Origin of the sequence: Methylorubrum aminovorans (assembly GCF_022179725.1) — a bacterium.
In the GTDB taxonomy this organism is placed as follows: domain Bacteria; phylum Pseudomonadota; class Alphaproteobacteria; order Rhizobiales; family Beijerinckiaceae; genus Methylobacterium; species Methylobacterium aminovorans.
In genome coordinates, this window is record NZ_BPRC01000002.1 from 158,319 (window position 1) to 174,905 (window position 16,587).

Below are 16,587 nucleotides of genomic sequence, written 5' to 3' on the forward strand. Positions count from 1 at the left end.
ACCTGAACGGACCGGAAAAGGACACGCCGCCATGCAGGCCGCCAACGGCAACGCCGTTCCCACCGACACCACCGACTACGTGACCGTCTTCGTCGGCGAGACGATGTTCGGGCTCACCATCGACCGGGTGCACGACGTGTTCGTGCCCGCGGGCATCACTCCGGTGCCGCTGGCGCCGCGTGAGATCGTCGGCCTCCTGAACCTGCGCGGACGGGTCGTGACCGCGCTCTGCCTGCGCCGCCGCCTCGGCATTCCGGGGCGCGAGTCCGGCGCGGCCGAGATGGCCATCGGCCTGGAGCAGGCCGGCGAGACCTTCGCCCTCATCGTCGACGGCGTCGGCGAGGTGCTGAAGCTCGGCGCCGACACGCAGGAGCCGGTGCCGATCAACCTCGATGCCCGCTGGCGCGACATCTCGCTCGGCGTCCACCGTCTCGACGGACGCCTCCTCGTCATCCTCGACGTCGATGCGCTGCTCGCCTTCGGCGACGCCCGCGAGTCGAAGGTCGCTTGAAGCCCCGAGAGATGCGCCCATGATGACCAGCTCGGCCAACACGTCCACCAAGACTTCGACCGGGGACGCGGCGAAGACGGCCCTGATCGTCGATGACTCGGCGGTCATCCGTAAGGTTGCCCGCCGCATCCTCGAAACCCTCGACTTCACCGTTCGCGACGCGGAGGACGGCGCCACGGCGCTGGCGATGTGCGCGGAGGCGATGCCGACGGTGATCCTGCTCGACTGGAACATGCCGAACATGGACGGCTACGAGGTGCTGCGGCATCTGCGGAAGTCCCCCCTCGGCGACCGGCCGAAGGTGCTGTTCTGCACCACGGAGAACGATGTCGGCGCCATCGCCCGCGCCCTGCACGCGGGCGCCGACGAGTACATCATGAAGCCCTTCGACCGGGACATCATGATCGCCAAGCTCGATCAGGTCGGCTTCGCGATGCGCTCCTCCGAGGCCGCCTAAACGGCTCTCATAAAATGCCCGGTGCGCCGTCCTCGCCGGAGCGGGAGCGGTTGGGGATCGGGCGTTTCGTGAGCACTCCAAACCCTTCCGGGATCTTCCCGGCCTCCTCCCAAATCCTCAGGCGGGGCCGCGAGGTCCCCGCCCCTTTCTCGCTCCGCGGAAACGAGTCTTCCATGTCGGCAATTCCAGCCGTCGCGCACGCTTCCCCGGCACGTAGCCCGATCAAGGTGCTCGTCGCTGACGATTCGGCCGTGGTGCGCGGGCTCGTCTCCCGCTGGCTCAGCGAGGCCGGTCACGAGGTGGTCGCCACCGCCCCCAACGGCCGCGCCGCCGTCGATGCGCTCGCCCGCTGCAACCCGGACGTGGTGCTCCTCGACATCGAGATGCCGGAACTCGACGGCATCCAGGCCCTACCCCTCATCCTCGCCAAGCAGCCGGGGGTGCAGGTCGTGATGATGTCGACGCTGACCCAGCGCAACGCCGACGTCTCGCTGCGCTGCCTCTCGCTCGGCGCGGTCGATTACATCCCCAAGCCCGAGAGCAACCGCGGCGTCACCACCTCCGACGGCTTCCGCAACGACCTGCTCGAACGCATCCGGGTGTTCGGTGCTGCCCGTGCCCGGCGCCGGCCGGCCCCGAGCGCGGTCGAGACCGCTTCGTCCGCCTCCGCGGCGCCCGCTGCACCGCCGATCTCGCGCCTCTCCGGCACGGTGACGCTGCGCCCCAAACCCCGCACCGTAGCCCCGCCTCGCGTCCTGCTGGTCGGATCCTCCACCGGCGGCCCGCGGGCGGTTGGCGAGGTTCTGGAGAAGATCGGCGCGGCGACGCTCCGGCGCCTGCCGGTGCTGATCGTGCAGCATATGCCGCCGGTCTTCACCGCCGTGTTCGCCGAGCATCTCGGCGCGCGGATCGGCCTGCCGGCCGCCGAGGGCAAGGCCGACGAGCGGATCCAGCCCGGCCGCATCTACGTCGCCCCCGGCGGGCGCCACATGCGACTGTCGGGCTCTGCGGCGGAGACCGTGATCCGCCTCGACGACGGCCCCCCGGTGAACTTCTGCCGCCCGGCGGTGGACGTGATGTTCCTCGACGCCGCCGCCCTCTACGGCGGAGCGACGCTGAGCGTCATCCTCACCGGCATGGGCTCGGACGGCACGGCGGGCGCCCGCGCGCTGGTCGAGGCCGGCGGGACCCTGCTCGCCCAGGATGAGGCGACCAGCACGGTCTGGGGCATGCCCGGCAGCGTCGCCAAGGCCGGCCTGTGTCACGCCGTCCTGCCGCTCCCCGAGATCGGACCGGCCCTGCGCAGCGCGATCGGGGAGCGGGTCTGATGACCGAATCGGATTTTGCCTTCCTGCGCGACTACCTGAAGAAGCGATCCGGGCTGAGCCTCGGCGCGGAGAAGCGCTATCTCGTCGAGAGCCGGCTCACCCCGGTCTGCCGCCGCTTCGGGATCAACACGCTGACCGACCTCGTCGGCACCCTGCGCCTGTCGCGGGAGGGCCCGCTGGAGCGGGCGGTGGTCGAAGCGATGACCACCAACGAGACGTTCTTTTTCCGCGACCGGGCGCCGTTCGACCTGTTCCGCGACGTGCTGCTGCCCAAGGCCATCGCCGCCCGCGGCGCCCAGCGCCGCCTGCGGATCTGGTCGGCGGCGGCCTCCACGGGGCAGGAGCCGTACTCCCTTGCGATGATGATCCAGGAGGCCGCGGCGCAGCTCGCCGGCTGGCAGATCGAGATCGTCGGCACCGACCTCTCGACGGAGGTGCTGGAGAAGGCGCGCCTGGGCCTCTACAGTCATTTCGAGGTGCAGCGCGGCCTCCCCGTCCAGCTTCTCGTGAAGCACTTCACCCAGGTCGGCGAGCAGTGGCGGATCAGTCCGTCACTGGCCAACATGGTGAGCTTCAGGCCGCTCAACCTGCTGAGCCCGTTCGAGCATCTCGGCCAGTTCGACATCGTCTACTGCCGCAACGTGCTGATCTACTTCGACGCGCCGACCAAGACCGACGTGCTGGAGCGGATCGCCAAGACGCTCACCCCCGACGGCGCGCTTCTGCTGGGGGCGGCCGAGACCGTGATCGGTCTGACGGAGGCCCTTGTCCCGGATTCCCAGCACCGGGGCCTCTACCGCCAGGCCGCGGCCGCCGGGCGGGCGGCGACGCCCCACCGCCTCGCGTCGGGGTTCTGAACGCATCGCCTCGCGGCAGGCCGCCGGATCGGTTAGCCTGCCGGCCAAGATGCAATCGGTCATGACGCAATCGGTCACGGCGGAGCCCGCGCCGCGGCTTCTCGCCTGCGGGGACACCGCCTTCACCATTGAGTTCGGCGCATCGATCGACGCGGATCTCAGCGCCCGCGTTCTCGCCCTCGACGCGGCGCTCGCCGCGCGTGCGCTGCCCGGCATCGTGGAGACGGTGCCGACCTACCGCTCGCTGACCGTCCATCTCGATCCGCTATGCGCCGACCCGGCCGAACTCGGCCGCGCTGTCCTGGCGCTCGCGGGCGAGCCGCTCGCGGCGGTTCCGAGTTCGCGGCTGTGGCGCATTCCCGTGGTCTATGGCGGTGAGTTCGGAATCGACCTCGAGACGGTCGCCGCCCATCACGGGCTCGCGCCCGACGCGGTGATCGCGCGCCACAGCGCACCCGAGTACCGGGTCGCGATGATCGGCTTCCTGCCGGGCTACGCCTATCTCGAAGGGCTCGACCCCGGTCTCGCCCTGTCGCGCCGCCCGAGCCCGCGCCCGGTGACGCCGGCCGGCACCATCTCCATCGGCGGCGCCCAGGCGCTGGTGGCGAGCATCGCGGCCCCGAGCGGCTGGCATCTTCTCGGGCGGACCCCCGAAAAGACCTTCGTACCGGAGCGCGACCCCGTCTTCCTGCTTCGCCCCGGCGACCGGGTCCGCTTCGTCCCGACACCGGCCCGGCGCTGGGACGCGCTCGCCGCCGCGGCGGAGGCCGGCGAGCCGGTGGCGGAGCTGTGCGAGGGGTGAGCGCCCGCCTTCACCTCACCCGTCTCACCGGTGCGGCCTCGATCCAAGACGGCGGCCGGCGCGGCTACCTGCGCTTCGGGCTCTCGGCGTCGGGACCGATGGACCCGCTCGCCCACGCGGCGGCCAACGTCCTCGTCGGCAACGCGCCCGATGCGGCAGCGCTCGAACTCGGCCTCGCCGGGGCAAGCCTGCGGATTGAAGGCGGCGCGGCACGCCTCGCGCTGGCGGGTGCGCCGAGCGGACTGCGCCTCGACGGTGAGCCGGTGGCCGCGCACCGCTCCTTCATTCTGCGGGAAGGCTCGGAGCTGACGGTCGAGCGCCCGCGCGAGGGCGTGTTCGCCACGCTCGCCGTCTCCGGTGGATTCACCGTCCGCAGCGTCATGGGCAGCCGCGCCCTGCATCAGCGCGCGGCGCTTGGCGGCCTCGACGGGCGGGCCCTGCGCGAGGGCGACCGCCTGCCTCTGATCGCCTTCGCCACAGGCGAGGCGGAGACCTGCCTCGACGCGATCGCGCTGGAGCGCGAGGCGCCGATCCGCGTCGTCCTCGGCCCCCAGGACGATCACTTTTCGCAAGCCGGCCTCGCGACCTTCCTGGGCCGGGCCTTCACCGTCTCGAACCGCGCCGACCGGATGGGCTACCAGCTCGACGGGCCGGAGATCGCCCACGGCCCCACCGGCTTCAACATCGTCTCCGACGCCACCGTGGCGGGCTCGGTGCAGGTTCCGGGCTCGGGGCGCCCCATCGTCCTGCTCGCCGACCGCCAGACCACCGGCGGCTATCCGAAAATCGCTACTGTGATCTCCGCCGATCTGAGACGGATCGCCCAGTGCCGCCCCGGCGAGACGGTCCGGTTCGAGGCGGTCGACCTCGCTACGGCCACCCGCCTCGCCCGCGAACAGGCGGCTCGGATCGCAGAGCTCAGCGCCCGCCTCAGGCCGGTCGAGAGCGAGGCCGAGCGGCTGATGACGGCCAATCTCGCGGGCGCGGCGGTGGACGCCCTGCGCGCAGAGGATTGATCCTTTCCAGAAGGGGACGAAGCCGGCCCTGACGCGTTATCGCGCCATGTCGCGCAAACCGAACCGTTCCGAGCCGAACCCGCCCGAGCCGCCCCGCCTCGGCTTCTGCTGCACCTTCATCCCCGATCCGGACCCGACCCACAAAACCCTGAAGGCCGCCAAGGACGCGGCCAAGCTGATGAATCTCGGCACGGTGACGATGGCGCATCTGGAGCGCCTCGGCCCCGCCGCGCGCTATGAGAAGCTGGAAGGCGTGGTGCGCCACAACCTTGCGGCGCTTGAGCGTCAGATCGCCTGGGTTTCGGCCAGACCGCCCTTGGAGCGTCTCCTGCGCATGGCGAGTTCGGTCCTGCCCGGCTATACCCATCCGGTGGCCGCGCCGCTCTACGCGCAGGCCCCGATGCGCGCCCTGATCGAGACCGGCATCGCCCGGATCGGCGAGCAGGCGCGGGCGGGGGATGTGCGGCTCAGCATGCATCCTGGCCCGTTCTGTATCATCGCCTCGCGCAACCCGAACGCGCAGACGAACGGTATCGCCGAACTGGAATATCATGCCGAGGTGATGGCGATGCTGGGCTACGGCTCGGGCTGGCACCCGTTCGGCGCGCACGTGAACATCCATATCGGCGGACGCGAGCCCGGCATCGAGGGTTTCCGCGAGAGCCTTTCGCTGATCTCGGAAACCGCGCGCAACCTGCTCACCGTCGAGAACGACGAGTCGCTGTTCGGCCTCGACGCGGTCCTACGGCTTGGCGACCGCGTCCCGGTGGTACTCGACCTGCACCACCACTGGGTCGAGAGCCGCGGCGAGTATATCGAGCCTGATGATCCCCGCATCCAGGCGGTGATCGGTTCGTGGCGCGGCGTGCGGCCGGTGAGCCACATCAGTGTTTCACGGGAAACACTGCTACCGGAGCACGATCCCACCGCCCTGCCGGATTTTGCTGCCCTTTCCGATGGGGGTCATTCCTGGCGCGATCTTGCCGCGCATTCCGATCTGATGTGGAACGAGGCGGTCAACGCGCTGGTCGCCCGCCACCTCGTCTGGACCGACTTCGAGATCGAAGCCAAGGGCAAGAACCAAGCGAGCGTGCCGCTGGCCGCACGGATCGGCCGTGACCTCTCGCGCGCCGCGGCATGAGCGGCTCAAGCGTGACTGGGCGGATTTGACCCGGCGGAGCGCGCCCGTCACCATGCTAGCTTCCTCATTCGTGCGCGGGGCGCCTCTGCCCGGCGCCCGTGGGAGCCGCGACCGGACACGATGAGCGAGGCCGAACGGACGATCTCCGCGAGCGATGACCGCCAGGGTGCGGCGCGCCGCCGCCTCGACCAGCTGGTGGCGCGGGCGCGGGCGGCAGGATTGTGGGAGCGGGCCTGGCCGGTGCTCTGGCGCGGGCTCGGCGTCGTCCTCGCCTTCCTGGCTGTCTCGTGGCTCGGGGTATGGCTCGATCTGTCGCCGCTCTGGCGGATCGTTGGGCTCGGGCTGTTCGCCCTCCTGTTCGTCGCGGCGCTGCTGCCGGCCCTTCGCCTGCGCCCCTTGAGCCGCCGCGAGGCGCTCACCCGCATCGACCGGGAAGCCACCCGGCAGGGCGGAAGCGCGCACGACCCGGCCTCGTCCATCGAGGACACCCTGGCTGTCGGCCAGAGCGACCCGGTCACCCGCGCCCTGTGGGCCCTGCATCAGTCGCGGGCCGCCGCGGCGGTCGCGCGACTGAAGGCCGGGCGCCCGCGCCCGCACATGCCCGGCCACGATCCCCTGGCGCTCCGCGCCGGCGTTCTCGTCGCGGCGCTCGCCGCCCTGTTCGTTGCCGGCCCGGAATGGCGCGGGCGCGTCGCCGCCGCCTTCGACTGGCGCGCGCCGCAGGCCGCCGCGCCGAGCTTCCGCGTCGACGGCTGGATCGACCCGCCGATCTACACCCGCGTGCCGCCGCTGATCGTGACGATGTCGGGCGCGGCCAAGGACGCGGTGCAGCGGCTGCGCGCGCCGGTCAATTCCACCCTGATCGTGCGCATTGCCGGCCAGGGCGAGGCGGAGCTGACGCCGAACGCCGCCCTGGTTCCGATCCCGAAGGACGAGAAAGCCGCCTCCAGCCGGCCGGCGCTGCAGAGCGGTGCTCAGTCGAGCGAGACCCGCACCAGCCTGCGGGAGGAGCGCTTCCGGCTCGCCGGGGGCACCGCCGAGCTCGGCATCGCTGCCTCCGGTTCCGAGCCGCAGCGCCTCGTGATCGAGACCATCCCCGACCGCGCCCCGGAAGTGAGCCGGGTCGGTGATCTGGAGGTCAACGGCCGCGGCACCTTCAACCTCACCTATCGCGCCAAGGACGATTACGGCATCGCCTCCGCCGAAGGGCTAGTCGAGCCGCTGAAAGCCGGCCGCTCGCTCGTGCCCGTGCCCAAGATCGGTCTGGCGCTTCCCACCGACGCCACCGGCGAGACCGAAACCAAGACGCTGGTCGATCTCACCGACAATCCCTGGTCGGGCGCGCGGGTGAAGCTCACCCTCGTGGTGCGCGACGAGGCCGGGCAGGAGGGCCGCACCGAGACCGCCGAGATCGTGCTGCCGGCGCGCCCCTTCACCCAGCCGCTCGCCCGTGCGCTCGCCGAGGAGCGCCGCCGCCTGGTGACCGCGCCCGACGAAGACCGCGCCCGCGTCCAGACCGCGCTGGATGCCCTGCGGATCGCCCCGGAGCGCTTCACGCCGCAGCCCGGCATCTTCCTCGGGCTCACCACCGCCGCCAACCGCTTGCGCGCGGCGAAGTCGGACGCGGATCTCACAGGCGTCGCCGACCTTCTGTGGGAGATGGCCCTCAAGATCGAGGACGGCGACCTCTCGGATGCCGAGAAGGCCCTGCGCGCCGCCCAGGACCGCCTCAAGGAGGCGATCGAGCGCAACGCCCCGGACGAGGAAATCAAAAAACTGACCGAGGATCTGAAACAGGCCCTCGACAAGTTCATGAAGGAGTTCGCCCAGCGCGCGAAGCCGCAGAACCGGCAGCAGGCGGAGCGTCAGCAACAGCAGCAGAACGGCCAGACCGTCACGCCCGACGATCTCGAGAAGATGATCAAGGACATGCAGGAGGCGATGCAGCGCGGCGACACGGCGGAAGCCCAGCGCCTGCTCGAACAGCTTCGCAACGTGCTCGAAAACCTCCAGAACGCCGAGGGCGGCCAGAAGTCCGATGGCGGCATGGCCGAGATGAACCGGCAGCTCGACGAGCTCGACAAGATGTCCCGCGAGCAGCAGGAGCTGCGCGACGAGACCTACAAGGAAGGCCAGCAGGGCCAGCAGGGCCAGCAGCGTCCCGGCCAACGCCAGAGGCCGCAACCGGGCCAGCAGCAGGGACAGCGCGGGCAGCAGCCCGGCCAACAGGGCGAGGGTCAGCAGGGGCAGCGGGGCCAGGGTCAGCAGGGCCAACAGGGTCAAGGCCAGCAGGGTCAGGGCGGCGGGCAGCAGGGCCAGAGCATGGGCCAGCGCCAGCAGGGCCTGCGTGAGCAGCTCCAGGATCTCAAGAACCGGATGAAGCAGCAGGGGCTTCAGGGCGAGGAAGGTCTGGCCGATGCCGAGGAGGCCATGCGCGAGGCCGAAGAGGCGCTCGGCCGCGGCCGCAGCGGCGACGCGGTGGATGCCCAGGGCCGTGCCCTCGACGGGCTGAAGCGCGGCGCCGAGGGCATGCAGAAGCAGATGCAGCAGATGGCCGAGGGCGAAGGACAGGGCGAGGGCCAGAAGGACGGGCAGTCGCAGAGCCAGCAGGGCCGCTCGGGCTCCGGCGACGACGATCCTCTCGGCCGCCCGACCCGCGGGCGCGACCTCTCCAACGGCAATGTCAGGGTGCCCAATGCCGACGAATCCGCGGTGCAGCGTGCCCGGCGGATCATGGAGGAGTTGCGGCGCAAGCTCGGCGACCCCTCGCGTCCGCAGGAGGAACTCGATTATTTCGAGCGCCTGCTGCGCCGGAACTGACGCTCCAAAGGCATCATCGCCGAAGAATCACCACGCGGTCCATGCTCGCGCGAGCACGGTCCCCCACGAGATCACCGACCCATGTCCTCCAACCAGCTCGTCCTTCTCGCCTGCCTCGCCGTGGCCGTGGTGCTCCTCCTCGGCCTCGTCAACATGATGCGGGGCGGCAGCGCCAACCTCTCGCAGAAGCTGATGCGCCTGCGCGTGCTCCTGCAATTCGTCGCCATCATCGTCATCATGGGCGTGGTCTGGTGGCGGGCAGCCTGACGCAACACCTTGCGCGATCACGGCCGCGTTTCGGATGCGCGTGAGGGGCGAAGGACGGGCACGAGCGAAGTGTGGCGTCCACGCCCCACCGAGGCGGCAAAAGCGGCGGAGCGGGATGAATCCGCGGGCTGTGCCTCCGGCGCCGTGATATTCGAGGCGGGTTGAAACGGACGGATCGACCGCCGATGAAGTCACCTCTTGCCCGGATTCTCGTCGGCGTGCTCGCCGGCACGGCCGTCACAGCCGCGCAGGCCGCCGATTTCCGCGCCGCCCGGGCTCCCGCACCGCCCCCCTACTTCGCCCCCGTCCAGCCCTACTCCATCGTATCCGAGGTCCGCATCGGCGGTTCGGTTCAGGATCCGGGCAGCGCCGAGGGCAAGCTGCCGGGCTTCAGCACTGCGAACGTCAACGGCGAAATCCTGTTCGCCAAGCCGCAGATCACCACCGATCCGTTCTGGCAGGCCTTCGTGCCGCGTCCGACGGTGGGCGGCAGCTACAACACCGGCGGCCGTACCAGCTACGCCTATATCGGCGCGACCTGGACCGTGGACCTCTTCCCCGAGACCCTGAACCGGCGTGTCTTCCTCGAAGGCTTCTTCGGCGGCGCGGCGCATAACGGCTATACCGGCCTGAAGGCGAACGCGCCCTACGGCTTCAATGCTTTGGGCTGCAACCCGCTGTTCCGCGAGGCGGCAGCGCTCGGCTTCCGCATCGACGAGCACTGGAGCGTGATGGCCACCGTCGAGCACATGTCGAATGCCGGCCTGTGCGGCGACAACCGCGGCCTGACCAATTTCGGCGGCAAGCTCGGCTACACCTTCTGACCGTCGGCCGCTTTCGCGGCCTGTCGGACTTTTACGGCTTGCAAAGACCCGCCGGGCGCGAAACATCGCCCGGCGGGTCTTTCATTTCGAGAACAGCGGGCCCGCGGGAGGGACGCCGTGGTCAAGCTCAACCGCATCTACACCCGTACCGGCGACCAGGGCACGACCGGGCTGGCCAACGGCGAGCGCCGCTCGAAGGCGGATCTGCGGGTGGAGGCCTACGGCACCGTCGACGAGACCAATGCCTGCATCGGGCTCGCCCGCCTCACCGCCGAACCCGCCCTCGACGCGATGCTGGCGCGCATCCAGAACGACCTGTTCGATCTCGGCGCCGATCTCGCCACCCCGCCGAGCGACAAGCCGCTGGGCTACGAGCCCCTGCGCGTCGTCGCCGCCCAGGTGCAGCGGCTGGAGGCGGAGATCGATGCGCTCAACGCCAACATCCCGCCGCTGAAATCCTTCGTCCTGCCCGGCGGGTCGGCCACGGCCGCCGCGCTCCACCTCGCCCGCACCGTCTGCCGCCGCGCCGAGCGGCTGGTGGTGGCGCTGTCGGGCATCGAGAGCGAGGCGATCTCGCCCGAGGCCCTGCAATATCTCAACCGGCTCTCGGACTTCCTGTTCGTGGCCTCCCGCGCGGCCAACCACGACGGCGCCGACGACGTGCTCTGGGTGCCCGGCCAGAACCGGTAAATATCCGCAGGTCACGCCCCCGATAAGGCGCGTTGACAAGCGGGAAATCGCCTCGTTACGGTCCCGCCGCCCCGACAATCCCATCAAGCGCGGTCAAGCGGGTCCGAGAGCCGTCCGTCAAGCGACGCCGGGACCTCGCAGGAGCGGAGGAAAGCGACAGCCATGAAGGTTCTGGTGCCCGTCAAGCGGGTCGTCGATTACAACGTGAAGATCCGCGTCAAGGCCGACGGGTCGGGCGTGGAACTGGCCAACGTCAAGATGTCGATGAACCCCTTCGACGAGATCGCCGTCGAGGAGGCGATCCGACTGAAGGAGAAGGGTAAGGTCAGCGAGATCGTCGCCGTCTCGATCGGCCCGCAGCAGGCGCAGGAGACGCTTCGCACCGCGCTCGCCATGGGCGCCGACCGGGCGATCCTCGTGAAGACCGACGTGAATTGCGAGCCGCTCGCCGTCGCCAAGGTGCTGAAGGCGGTGGTCGAGAAGGAGAGTCCGAACCTCGTCATCCTCGGCAAGCAGGCGATCGACGACGATTCGAACCAGACCGGCCAGATGCTGGCGGCCCTGCTCGGCTGGCCGCAGGGCACCTTCGCCTTCAAGCTCGACTTCGGCGATGGAAGCATCGACGTGACGCGCGAGGTCGATGGCGGTCTCCAGACCGTGTCGCTGAAGCTGCCGGCGATCGTCACGACGGACCTGCGCCTCAACGAGCCGCGCTACGCGTCGCTGCCCAACATCATGAAGGCGAAGAAGAAGCCCCTGGAGGAGCTGTCCCCGGAAGGCCTCGGGATCGACGTCACGCCGAAGCTGACCGTGCTCAAGGTCGCCGAGCCGCCGGGCCGGCAGGCCGGCGTCAAGGTCGGCTCCGCGGCCGAGCTGGTGCAGAAGCTCAAGATCGAAGCCGGCGTGCTCTGACGTCTCTTAGGCCGCGCCGCTCCCGATTTCGGTCGAGCGACGCCCCCTCCCCTCTTCGAAAGTTTCGCCGATGACCACGCTCCTCTACGTCGAGCACGCCAACGGACAGATCAAGGACGGTACGCTGAAGGCGCTGACCGCGGCCAAGGAACTGGGCGCGCCCATCCACGCCCTAGTGCTCGGCACCGGCTCCAAGGCGGCGGCCGAGGCCGCGGCCAAGCTCGACGGCGTCGAGAAGGTGCTGAACGCCGAGGACGGCACCTACGACCACGATCTCGCCGAGCCGAGTGCCGCGCTGATCGCCGCGATCGCCGAGCCCTACGACGCGATCGTGGCCGCCGCCACGACCACGGGCAAGAACACCCTGCCGCGGGTCGCCGCGCTCCTCGACGTCGCGCAGATCTCCGACATCATCAAAGTCGTCTCGCCCGACACGTTCGAGCGACCGATCTACGCCGGCAACGCGATCCAGACCGTTCAGGCCGGTGCCGGCAAGCGCGTCATCACCGTGCGTACCGCCGCCTTCAAGCCGGCCGAAGAGGGCGGTGCCGCCGCTCCCGTCGAGCCGATCTCGGCTGCGACGCCGGACGCGCTGGGCGCCGCCTACAAGTCGGAAGAGATCGCCAAGTCCGACCGGCCGGAACTGGCCTCGGCCAAGTTCATCGTCTCCGGCGGCCGCTCGCTCGGCTCGGCGGAGAAGTTCAAGGAGCTGATCGAGCCGCTGGCCGACGCGCTCGGCGCTGCGGTCGGCGCCTCCCGCGCGGCGGTGGATGCGGGCTACGCCCCGAACGACTGGCAGGTGGGCCAGACCGGCAAGGTGGTGGCCCCCGACCTCTACGTGGCGGTGGGCATCTCCGGCGCGATCCAGCATCTGGCCGGCATGAAGGACTCGAAGGTGATCGTCGCCGTCAACAAGGACGAGGACGCACCGATCTTCCAAGTGGCGGATTACGGGCTGGTCGGCGATCTGTTTCAGGTCGTGCCGGACTTGCAGGCCGAGATCGCCAAGGCCAAGGACCGGTAGAAGGATCGGTAACGGACTGCACGATACGCGTTGAACGGGCCTCGGGACACACTCCCGCACCTGCGGCTTGAGGCCGGTTTGACGCATTTGTTGCAGTGCCGCATTCTAGCGATGCGGTCGAGAGGACGATGCCGCAGCAGGTAGGACGCGATACGGGTATGGGCATCGAGATCAAGACGGTCGGCATCGTCGGTGCCGGCCAGATGGGGAACGGCATCGCGCATGTCTGCGCGGCCTCCGGCCTCGACGTTCGGCTGCACGACCGTGATCCCGAGCGGATCGCGGCCGGGCTCGGTCTTATCGACGCGAACCTCACGCGTCAGGTCCAGAAGGGCACGCTGAGCGACGAGCAGCGCCGCAGCGCCCTGGCGCGCATCGCGGCGGCGCGCAGCTTCGACGATCTCGGCCCCTGCGACCTCGTCATCGAGGCCGCGACCGAGGACGAGGCGACCAAGCGCAAGATCTTCCAGACGCTCTGTCCCTCGCTCAAGCCCGACGCGTTGGTCGCGACCAACACCTCCTCGATCTCGATCACCCGGCTCGCGGCCGCGACCGACCGGCCGGACCGCTTCATCGGCATCCACTTCATGAACCCGGTGCCGGTGATGCAGCTCGTCGAGCTGATCCGCGGCATCGCCACCGAGGACCCGACCTACGAATCGGCGAAGGCCTTCATCGCCAAGCTTGGCAAGACCTCGACCATGTCGGAGGATTTCCCGGCCTTCATCGTCAACCGCATCCTGCTGCCGATGATCAACGAGGCGATCTACACCCTCTACGAAGGCGTCGGCTCGGTGGAATCGATCGACACCGCGATGCGGCTCGGCGCGAACCATCCGATGGGCCCGCTGCAGCTCGCCGACTTCATCGGCCTCGATACCTGCCTGTCGGTGATGCAGGTGCTCTACGAGGGGCTGGCCGATTCGAAGTACCGGCCTTGTCCGCTCTTGGTGAAATATGTCGAGGCCGGCTGGCTCGGCCGCAAGACCAAGCGCGGCTTCTACGATTACCGCGGTGAGACACCGGTCCCGACCCGCTAAGGTCGAACGCCCAAACGAAAAAGCCGCCCGAGACAGTGTCTCGGGCGGCTTATTTCGTGATGTCCAGCGACTTGAGGCTTACTGAGCCGATTTCTGCGACGGCTGCGGATAGGCCGGGTTCTCGGCCGGCACGTTGCCGCTGTTGGAGGACGGTGCCTTGTTGACGGACCCCGTCGTCATCTCGCGGGCCGATTCCTGGCTCTTGCCGGCATGGTCGGCGGGTGACTCGGCCCGGTTCCAGCTCAGGAGGCCGACGGTCGCCACCGCCAGCAGGGCGAGGCTCGCCACCAGCACGTAGAGGACCGGCTTGCCCTTCGCACCCTGGCGGGCATCGGTCTGGTTCTCGATCTGGGCCATGAAACTCCCTCTCTTCCGCCCGACAAAGGGGCGGCGTCAGTATCGGTTATGCTTGGCCAACGCCGGTCCGGCTTCGAGAGTTCCTACCGAAGCCTGTGCCCTCAGCGCCCGGTGACGAGCAGGATCTTGCCCGTGTGGCTGCTCGTCTCCATCAGCTCATGTGCCTTGCACGCCTCCTCCAGCGGGAAGGTGGCGTGGATGATCGGCCGGATCTTGCCCGCCTCGACCAGGGGCCAGACGTCCCGCTTCAGCCCCTCGGCGATGGCGGCCTTGGCCTCCTTGGCCTGGGCCCGCAGAGTGGCGCCTGTGATCGTCAGGCGCTTGAGCATGATCGGGGTCAGGGTCAGGCTCTCGGCCTTGTAGCCCTGCATGAAGGCGATCTGGACGAGGCGCCCCTCGACGGCGAGCGAGGCGATGTTCTTCTGGAGATAGGCAGCGCCGACCATGTCGAGGATGACATCGACGCCCTTGCCGTCGGTGAGGCGTTTCACCTCCTCGGCGAAATCCGCCTCGCGGTAGTTGATGGCGGCATCCGCCCCCAGTTCCTCGCAGAACCGGCATTTCTCGGCCGAGCCCGCCGTGGTGAGGACGCGGGCGCCGTGCTGCTTGGCGATCTGGATCGCGGTGGTGCCGATGCCGCTCGACCCGCCATGGACGAGGAAGGTTTCGCCCTTCTGCAGCCGCCCGCGCTGGATCACCGTGGAATAGACGGTGAAGACCGTCTCCGGTAGCCCGGCCGCCTCCACCAGCGAGAGCGGCCCCGGCCGCTTCAGCACCTGCCCCACTTCGGCGACGGCGAACTCGGCATAGCCGCCGCTGATGACCAGCGCGCAGACCTCGTCGCCCACGGCGAGATCCGTCACGCCCTCGCCCAGCGCGGCGATGCGGCCGGCAATTTCCAGGCCGGGGATCTCGGTCGCGCCCTTCGGCGGCGGGTAGCTGCCCTGGCGCTGCATGATGTCGGGCCGGTTGACGCCCGCCGCGACCACCTCGACCAGAACCTGCCCGGCTGCGGGCTTCGGCAGCGGCACGGTCTCGACCGCGATGACCTCCGGTCCGCCCGCGCCGGTGAAGCGGATCTGGCGCATGGTGTCGGGCAGGCTTTTTGTCATGGGGCTTCCTCGGGGTTCACGCGGCGGGTTGGTCGCTCGTACGCCCGGCTCAGATGGCGCATGGGACGGGGCGCGTCGAGCCGTGTTACACTCGGACGCTGAAGGTGCCCTCATGACGAAGCTGCTCGAACAAGCCGTCGAAACCGTCCGCCGGCTCCCCGCGGCCGATCAAGACACAATCGCCGAGGCCATGCTCGGCCTCGCGCGCGTCGGCGCAGCGGAGGACATCGATCCCGAGCACCTGGAAGATGTTCTGGCCGGGCTGGCCGAGATCGAGAGGGGCGAGTTGGCCTCGACGGAAGAGATCGAGGCCGCCTTCCGCAGTTTCGAGCGATGAAGCTCGAAGTCTCTCGGCGCGCAACCCGGCGCCTGCGCGAGATTGCTGACCACATCCATCGAGAAAACCCTTCGGCCGCCATCCAAGTACAGAAGACGATCCGAGACGCCTTTGCGCTTCTGACGGTGTATCCGGATGCCGGGCGCGTCGTGCGGCCGAAGGTGCGCCGCTTCGTCGTGCCAAGGCTTCCTTACCTGATCTACTACACTGTCGATGAGAGGGCCGATGCCGTCATCATCGTCACGATCCGCCATGCCGCCCAACACCGGCAGAGCTGAGCGGAAAACTCAGCGCGTGCCGTACATCCGATCCCCGGCATCCCCCAGACCCGGCACGATGTAGCCGTGGTCGTTGAGGTGGCTGTCGATCGCGGCGGTCCAGACCGGCACGTCGGGATGCGCCTCCTGGAAGCGGGCGATGCCCTCGGGGGCGGCAAGCAGGCAGACGAAGCGGAGATCCTTCGCGCCTCGGCTCTTGAGCCGCTCCACCGCCGCGACCGCGGAATTGGCGGTGGCGAGCATGGGGTCGAGCACCAGCACCGTGCGGTCGGCCAGATCCGACGGGCTCTTGAAATAGTACTCCACCGCCTGGAGCGTGTCGGGATCGCGGTAGAGCCCGACATGGGCGACGCGGGCCGAGGGCATCAGCGAGAGCATGCCGTCGAGGAAGCCGACGCCGGCGCGCAGGATCGGAGCCAGCACCAGCTTCTTGCCGGCGATCCGGCGTCCCTCCATCGCCTGGATCGGCGTCTGGATGGTGACCGGTTCGAGCGGCAGATCGCGGGTTACCTCGTAGGCCAGCAGCATGCCGATCTCGTTGAGGAGTTCGCGGAATCCCTTGGTCGAGCGCTCGCCGTCGCGCATCATCGTCAGCTTGTGCTGGACGAGGGGGTGATCGACCACCGTCACCCGGGCCGCGCCACCGCTCTCCGCCTGCATCGAACCCGTCTCCATGGCTGTCGCGATCGGCCAGCACGATGCCACGGGCGGCGGCGGAAACCGAGACGCGCGCGACGTTTTCTAGAGCATCGTGCTGGATATCAGATCCAACACGATGCTCTATCCCCTTGTTTGTGCATCGTCTTTTTCCGAA

19 protein-coding genes are annotated in these 16,587 nt (G+C 69.3%); 16 read left to right on the plus strand and 3 right to left on the minus strand.

What is annotated here, in order from left to right; all coding sequences use genetic code 11:
- Positions 1–31: 31 nt before the first annotated feature.
- The 14 genes from MFF24_RS05760 (at position 32) to MFF24_RS05825 (ending at position 13,689) form a co-directional block, all read left to right on the plus strand.
- Positions 32–511 (plus strand): chemotaxis protein CheW, encoded by a 480-nt coding sequence (locus MFF24_RS05760; RefSeq protein WP_108939769.1) that lies wholly within the window; start codon positions 32–34, stop codon positions 509–511.
- Between the two features lie 19 nt (positions 512–530).
- Positions 531–968, plus strand: a complete 438-nt coding sequence (locus tag MFF24_RS05765; protein ID WP_373322658.1) for a response regulator — start codon at positions 531–533, stop codon at positions 966–968.
- 173 nt (positions 969–1,141) lie between these two features.
- Positions 1,142–2,296, plus strand: a complete 1,155-nt coding sequence (locus tag MFF24_RS05770; protein WP_238223125.1) for a protein-glutamate methylesterase/protein-glutamine glutaminase — start codon at positions 1,142–1,144, stop codon at positions 2,294–2,296.
- Entirely contained in the window at positions 2,296–3,153 is an 858-nt protein-coding gene (locus MFF24_RS05775; RefSeq protein ID WP_238223127.1) for a CheR family methyltransferase, read from the plus strand. Before MFF24_RS05770 ends, MFF24_RS05775 begins: the two co-directional genes overlap by 1 nt.
- Positions 3,154–3,214: 61 nt before the next feature.
- On the plus strand, positions 3,215–3,955 hold the full coding sequence (gene pxpB / locus MFF24_RS05780; RefSeq protein ID WP_238223136.1) for a 5-oxoprolinase subunit PxpB: 741 nt from the start codon (positions 3,215–3,217) through the stop codon (positions 3,953–3,955).
- A complete protein-coding gene (locus tag MFF24_RS05785; protein WP_238223137.1) occupies positions 3,952–4,971 on the plus strand; it encodes a 5-oxoprolinase subunit C family protein in 1,020 nt (339 codons plus the stop codon). The genes pxpB and MFF24_RS05785 overlap by 4 nt, the downstream gene beginning before the upstream one ends.
- 46 nt (positions 4,972–5,017) lie before the next feature.
- Positions 5,018–6,112: an apurinic/apyrimidinic endonuclease family protein gene (locus MFF24_RS05790; RefSeq protein WP_238223138.1), complete on the plus strand. Its 1,095-nt coding sequence runs from the start codon at positions 5,018–5,020 to the stop codon at positions 6,110–6,112.
- A gap of 120 nt (positions 6,113–6,232) precedes the next feature.
- A complete protein-coding gene (locus MFF24_RS05795) occupies positions 6,233–8,932 on the plus strand; it encodes a TIGR02302 family protein (protein ID WP_238223139.1) in 2,700 nt (899 codons plus the stop codon).
- An 81-nt stretch (positions 8,933–9,013) separates the two neighbouring features.
- Positions 9,014–9,199, plus strand: coding sequence for a twin transmembrane helix small protein (locus MFF24_RS05800; protein ID WP_108939763.1), 186 nt, complete (start codon positions 9,014–9,016; stop codon positions 9,197–9,199).
- A gap of 185 nt (positions 9,200–9,384) precedes the next feature.
- Positions 9,385–10,023 (plus strand): acyloxyacyl hydrolase, encoded by a 639-nt coding sequence (locus MFF24_RS05805; RefSeq protein WP_108939762.1) that lies wholly within the window; start codon positions 9,385–9,387, stop codon positions 10,021–10,023.
- A 117-nt stretch (positions 10,024–10,140) separates the two neighbouring features.
- On the plus strand, positions 10,141–10,713 hold the full coding sequence (locus MFF24_RS05810; RefSeq protein WP_166059053.1) for a cob(I)yrinic acid a,c-diamide adenosyltransferase: 573 nt from the start codon (positions 10,141–10,143) through the stop codon (positions 10,711–10,713).
- Between the two features lie 162 nt (positions 10,714–10,875).
- Positions 10,876–11,625 (plus strand): electron transfer flavoprotein subunit beta/FixA family protein, encoded by a 750-nt coding sequence (locus MFF24_RS05815; protein ID WP_108939760.1) that lies wholly within the window; start codon positions 10,876–10,878, stop codon positions 11,623–11,625.
- Between the two features lie 70 nt (positions 11,626–11,695).
- Positions 11,696–12,649 (plus strand): electron transfer flavoprotein subunit alpha/FixB family protein, encoded by a 954-nt coding sequence (locus MFF24_RS05820; RefSeq protein ID WP_108939759.1) that lies wholly within the window; start codon positions 11,696–11,698, stop codon positions 12,647–12,649.
- A 158-nt stretch (positions 12,650–12,807) separates the two neighbouring features.
- Positions 12,808–13,689, plus strand: a complete 882-nt coding sequence (locus tag MFF24_RS05825) for a 3-hydroxybutyryl-CoA dehydrogenase (RefSeq protein WP_108939758.1) — start codon at positions 12,808–12,810, stop codon at positions 13,687–13,689.
- Between the two features lie 78 nt (positions 13,690–13,767).
- Here MFF24_RS05825 and MFF24_RS05830 read toward each other — a convergent pair whose 3' ends face one another.
- Together MFF24_RS05830 and MFF24_RS05835 are read right to left on the minus strand one after the other, a co-directional pair.
- Entirely contained in the window at positions 13,768–14,046 is a 279-nt protein-coding gene (locus tag MFF24_RS05830; protein ID WP_108939757.1) for a hypothetical protein, read from the minus strand.
- 101 nt (positions 14,047–14,147) lie between these two features.
- Positions 14,148–15,158 carry an NAD(P)H-quinone oxidoreductase gene (locus MFF24_RS05835; protein WP_238223140.1) on the minus strand — a complete coding sequence of 337 codons (1,011 nt, stop codon included), beginning with the start codon at positions 15,156–15,158 and terminating at the stop codon, positions 14,148–14,150.
- Between the two features lie 112 nt (positions 15,159–15,270).
- Here MFF24_RS05835 and MFF24_RS05840 point away from each other — a divergent pair, with 112 nt between their 5' ends.
- Positions 15,271–15,495 carry a hypothetical protein gene (locus MFF24_RS05840; RefSeq protein ID WP_238223141.1) on the plus strand — a complete coding sequence of 75 codons (225 nt, stop codon included), beginning with the start codon at positions 15,271–15,273 and terminating at the stop codon, positions 15,493–15,495.
- Positions 15,492–15,773: a type II toxin-antitoxin system RelE/ParE family toxin gene (locus tag MFF24_RS05845; protein ID WP_238223142.1), complete on the plus strand. Its 282-nt coding sequence runs from the start codon at positions 15,492–15,494 to the stop codon at positions 15,771–15,773. The genes MFF24_RS05840 and MFF24_RS05845 overlap by 4 nt, the downstream gene beginning before the upstream one ends.
- A 9-nt stretch (positions 15,774–15,782) precedes the next feature.
- Here the strand turns inward: MFF24_RS05845 and upp are convergent, their stop codons facing one another.
- On the minus strand, positions 15,783–16,433 hold the full coding sequence (upp, locus tag MFF24_RS05850; protein WP_133088112.1) for a uracil phosphoribosyltransferase: 651 nt from the start codon (positions 16,431–16,433) through the stop codon (positions 15,783–15,785).
- Positions 16,434–16,587 lie beyond the last annotated feature (154 nt).

Coding starts and splice junctions, on each gene's coding strand:
- MFF24_RS05830 (WP_108939757.1), bottom strand. CDS start 14,046: ATGGCCCAGATCGAGAACCAGACCGATGCCCGCCAGGGTGCGAAGGGC.
- MFF24_RS05815 (WP_108939760.1), top strand. CDS start 10,876: ATGAAGGTTCTGGTGCCCGTCAAGCGGGTCGTCGATTACAACGTGAAG.
- MFF24_RS05845 (WP_238223142.1), top strand. CDS start 15,492: ATGAAGCTCGAAGTCTCTCGGCGCGCAACCCGGCGCCTGCGCGAGATT.
- MFF24_RS05835 (WP_238223140.1), bottom strand. CDS start 15,158: ATGACAAAAAGCCTGCCCGACACCATGCGCCAGATCCGCTTCACCGGC.
- MFF24_RS05800 (WP_108939763.1), top strand. CDS start 9,014: ATGTCCTCCAACCAGCTCGTCCTTCTCGCCTGCCTCGCCGTGGCCGTG.
- MFF24_RS05760 (WP_108939769.1), top strand. CDS start 32: ATGCAGGCCGCCAACGGCAACGCCGTTCCCACCGACACCACCGACTAC.
- MFF24_RS05825 (WP_108939758.1), top strand. CDS start 12,808: ATGGGCATCGAGATCAAGACGGTCGGCATCGTCGGTGCCGGCCAGATG.
- MFF24_RS05770 (WP_238223125.1), top strand. CDS start 1,142: ATGTCGGCAATTCCAGCCGTCGCGCACGCTTCCCCGGCACGTAGCCCG.
- MFF24_RS05795 (WP_238223139.1), top strand. CDS start 6,233: ATGAGCGAGGCCGAACGGACGATCTCCGCGAGCGATGACCGCCAGGGT.
- MFF24_RS05790 (WP_238223138.1), top strand. CDS start 5,018: ATGTCGCGCAAACCGAACCGTTCCGAGCCGAACCCGCCCGAGCCGCCC.
- pxpB (WP_238223136.1), top strand. CDS start 3,215: ATGACGCAATCGGTCACGGCGGAGCCCGCGCCGCGGCTTCTCGCCTGC.
- MFF24_RS05840 (WP_238223141.1), top strand. CDS start 15,271: ATGACGAAGCTGCTCGAACAAGCCGTCGAAACCGTCCGCCGGCTCCCC.
- MFF24_RS05805 (WP_108939762.1), top strand. CDS start 9,385: ATGAAGTCACCTCTTGCCCGGATTCTCGTCGGCGTGCTCGCCGGCACG.
- MFF24_RS05820 (WP_108939759.1), top strand. CDS start 11,696: ATGACCACGCTCCTCTACGTCGAGCACGCCAACGGACAGATCAAGGAC.
- MFF24_RS05775 (WP_238223127.1), top strand. CDS start 2,296: ATGACCGAATCGGATTTTGCCTTCCTGCGCGACTACCTGAAGAAGCGA.
- upp (WP_133088112.1), bottom strand. CDS start 16,433: ATGCAGGCGGAGAGCGGTGGCGCGGCCCGGGTGACGGTGGTCGATCAC.
- MFF24_RS05765 (WP_373322658.1), top strand. CDS start 531: ATGATGACCAGCTCGGCCAACACGTCCACCAAGACTTCGACCGGGGAC.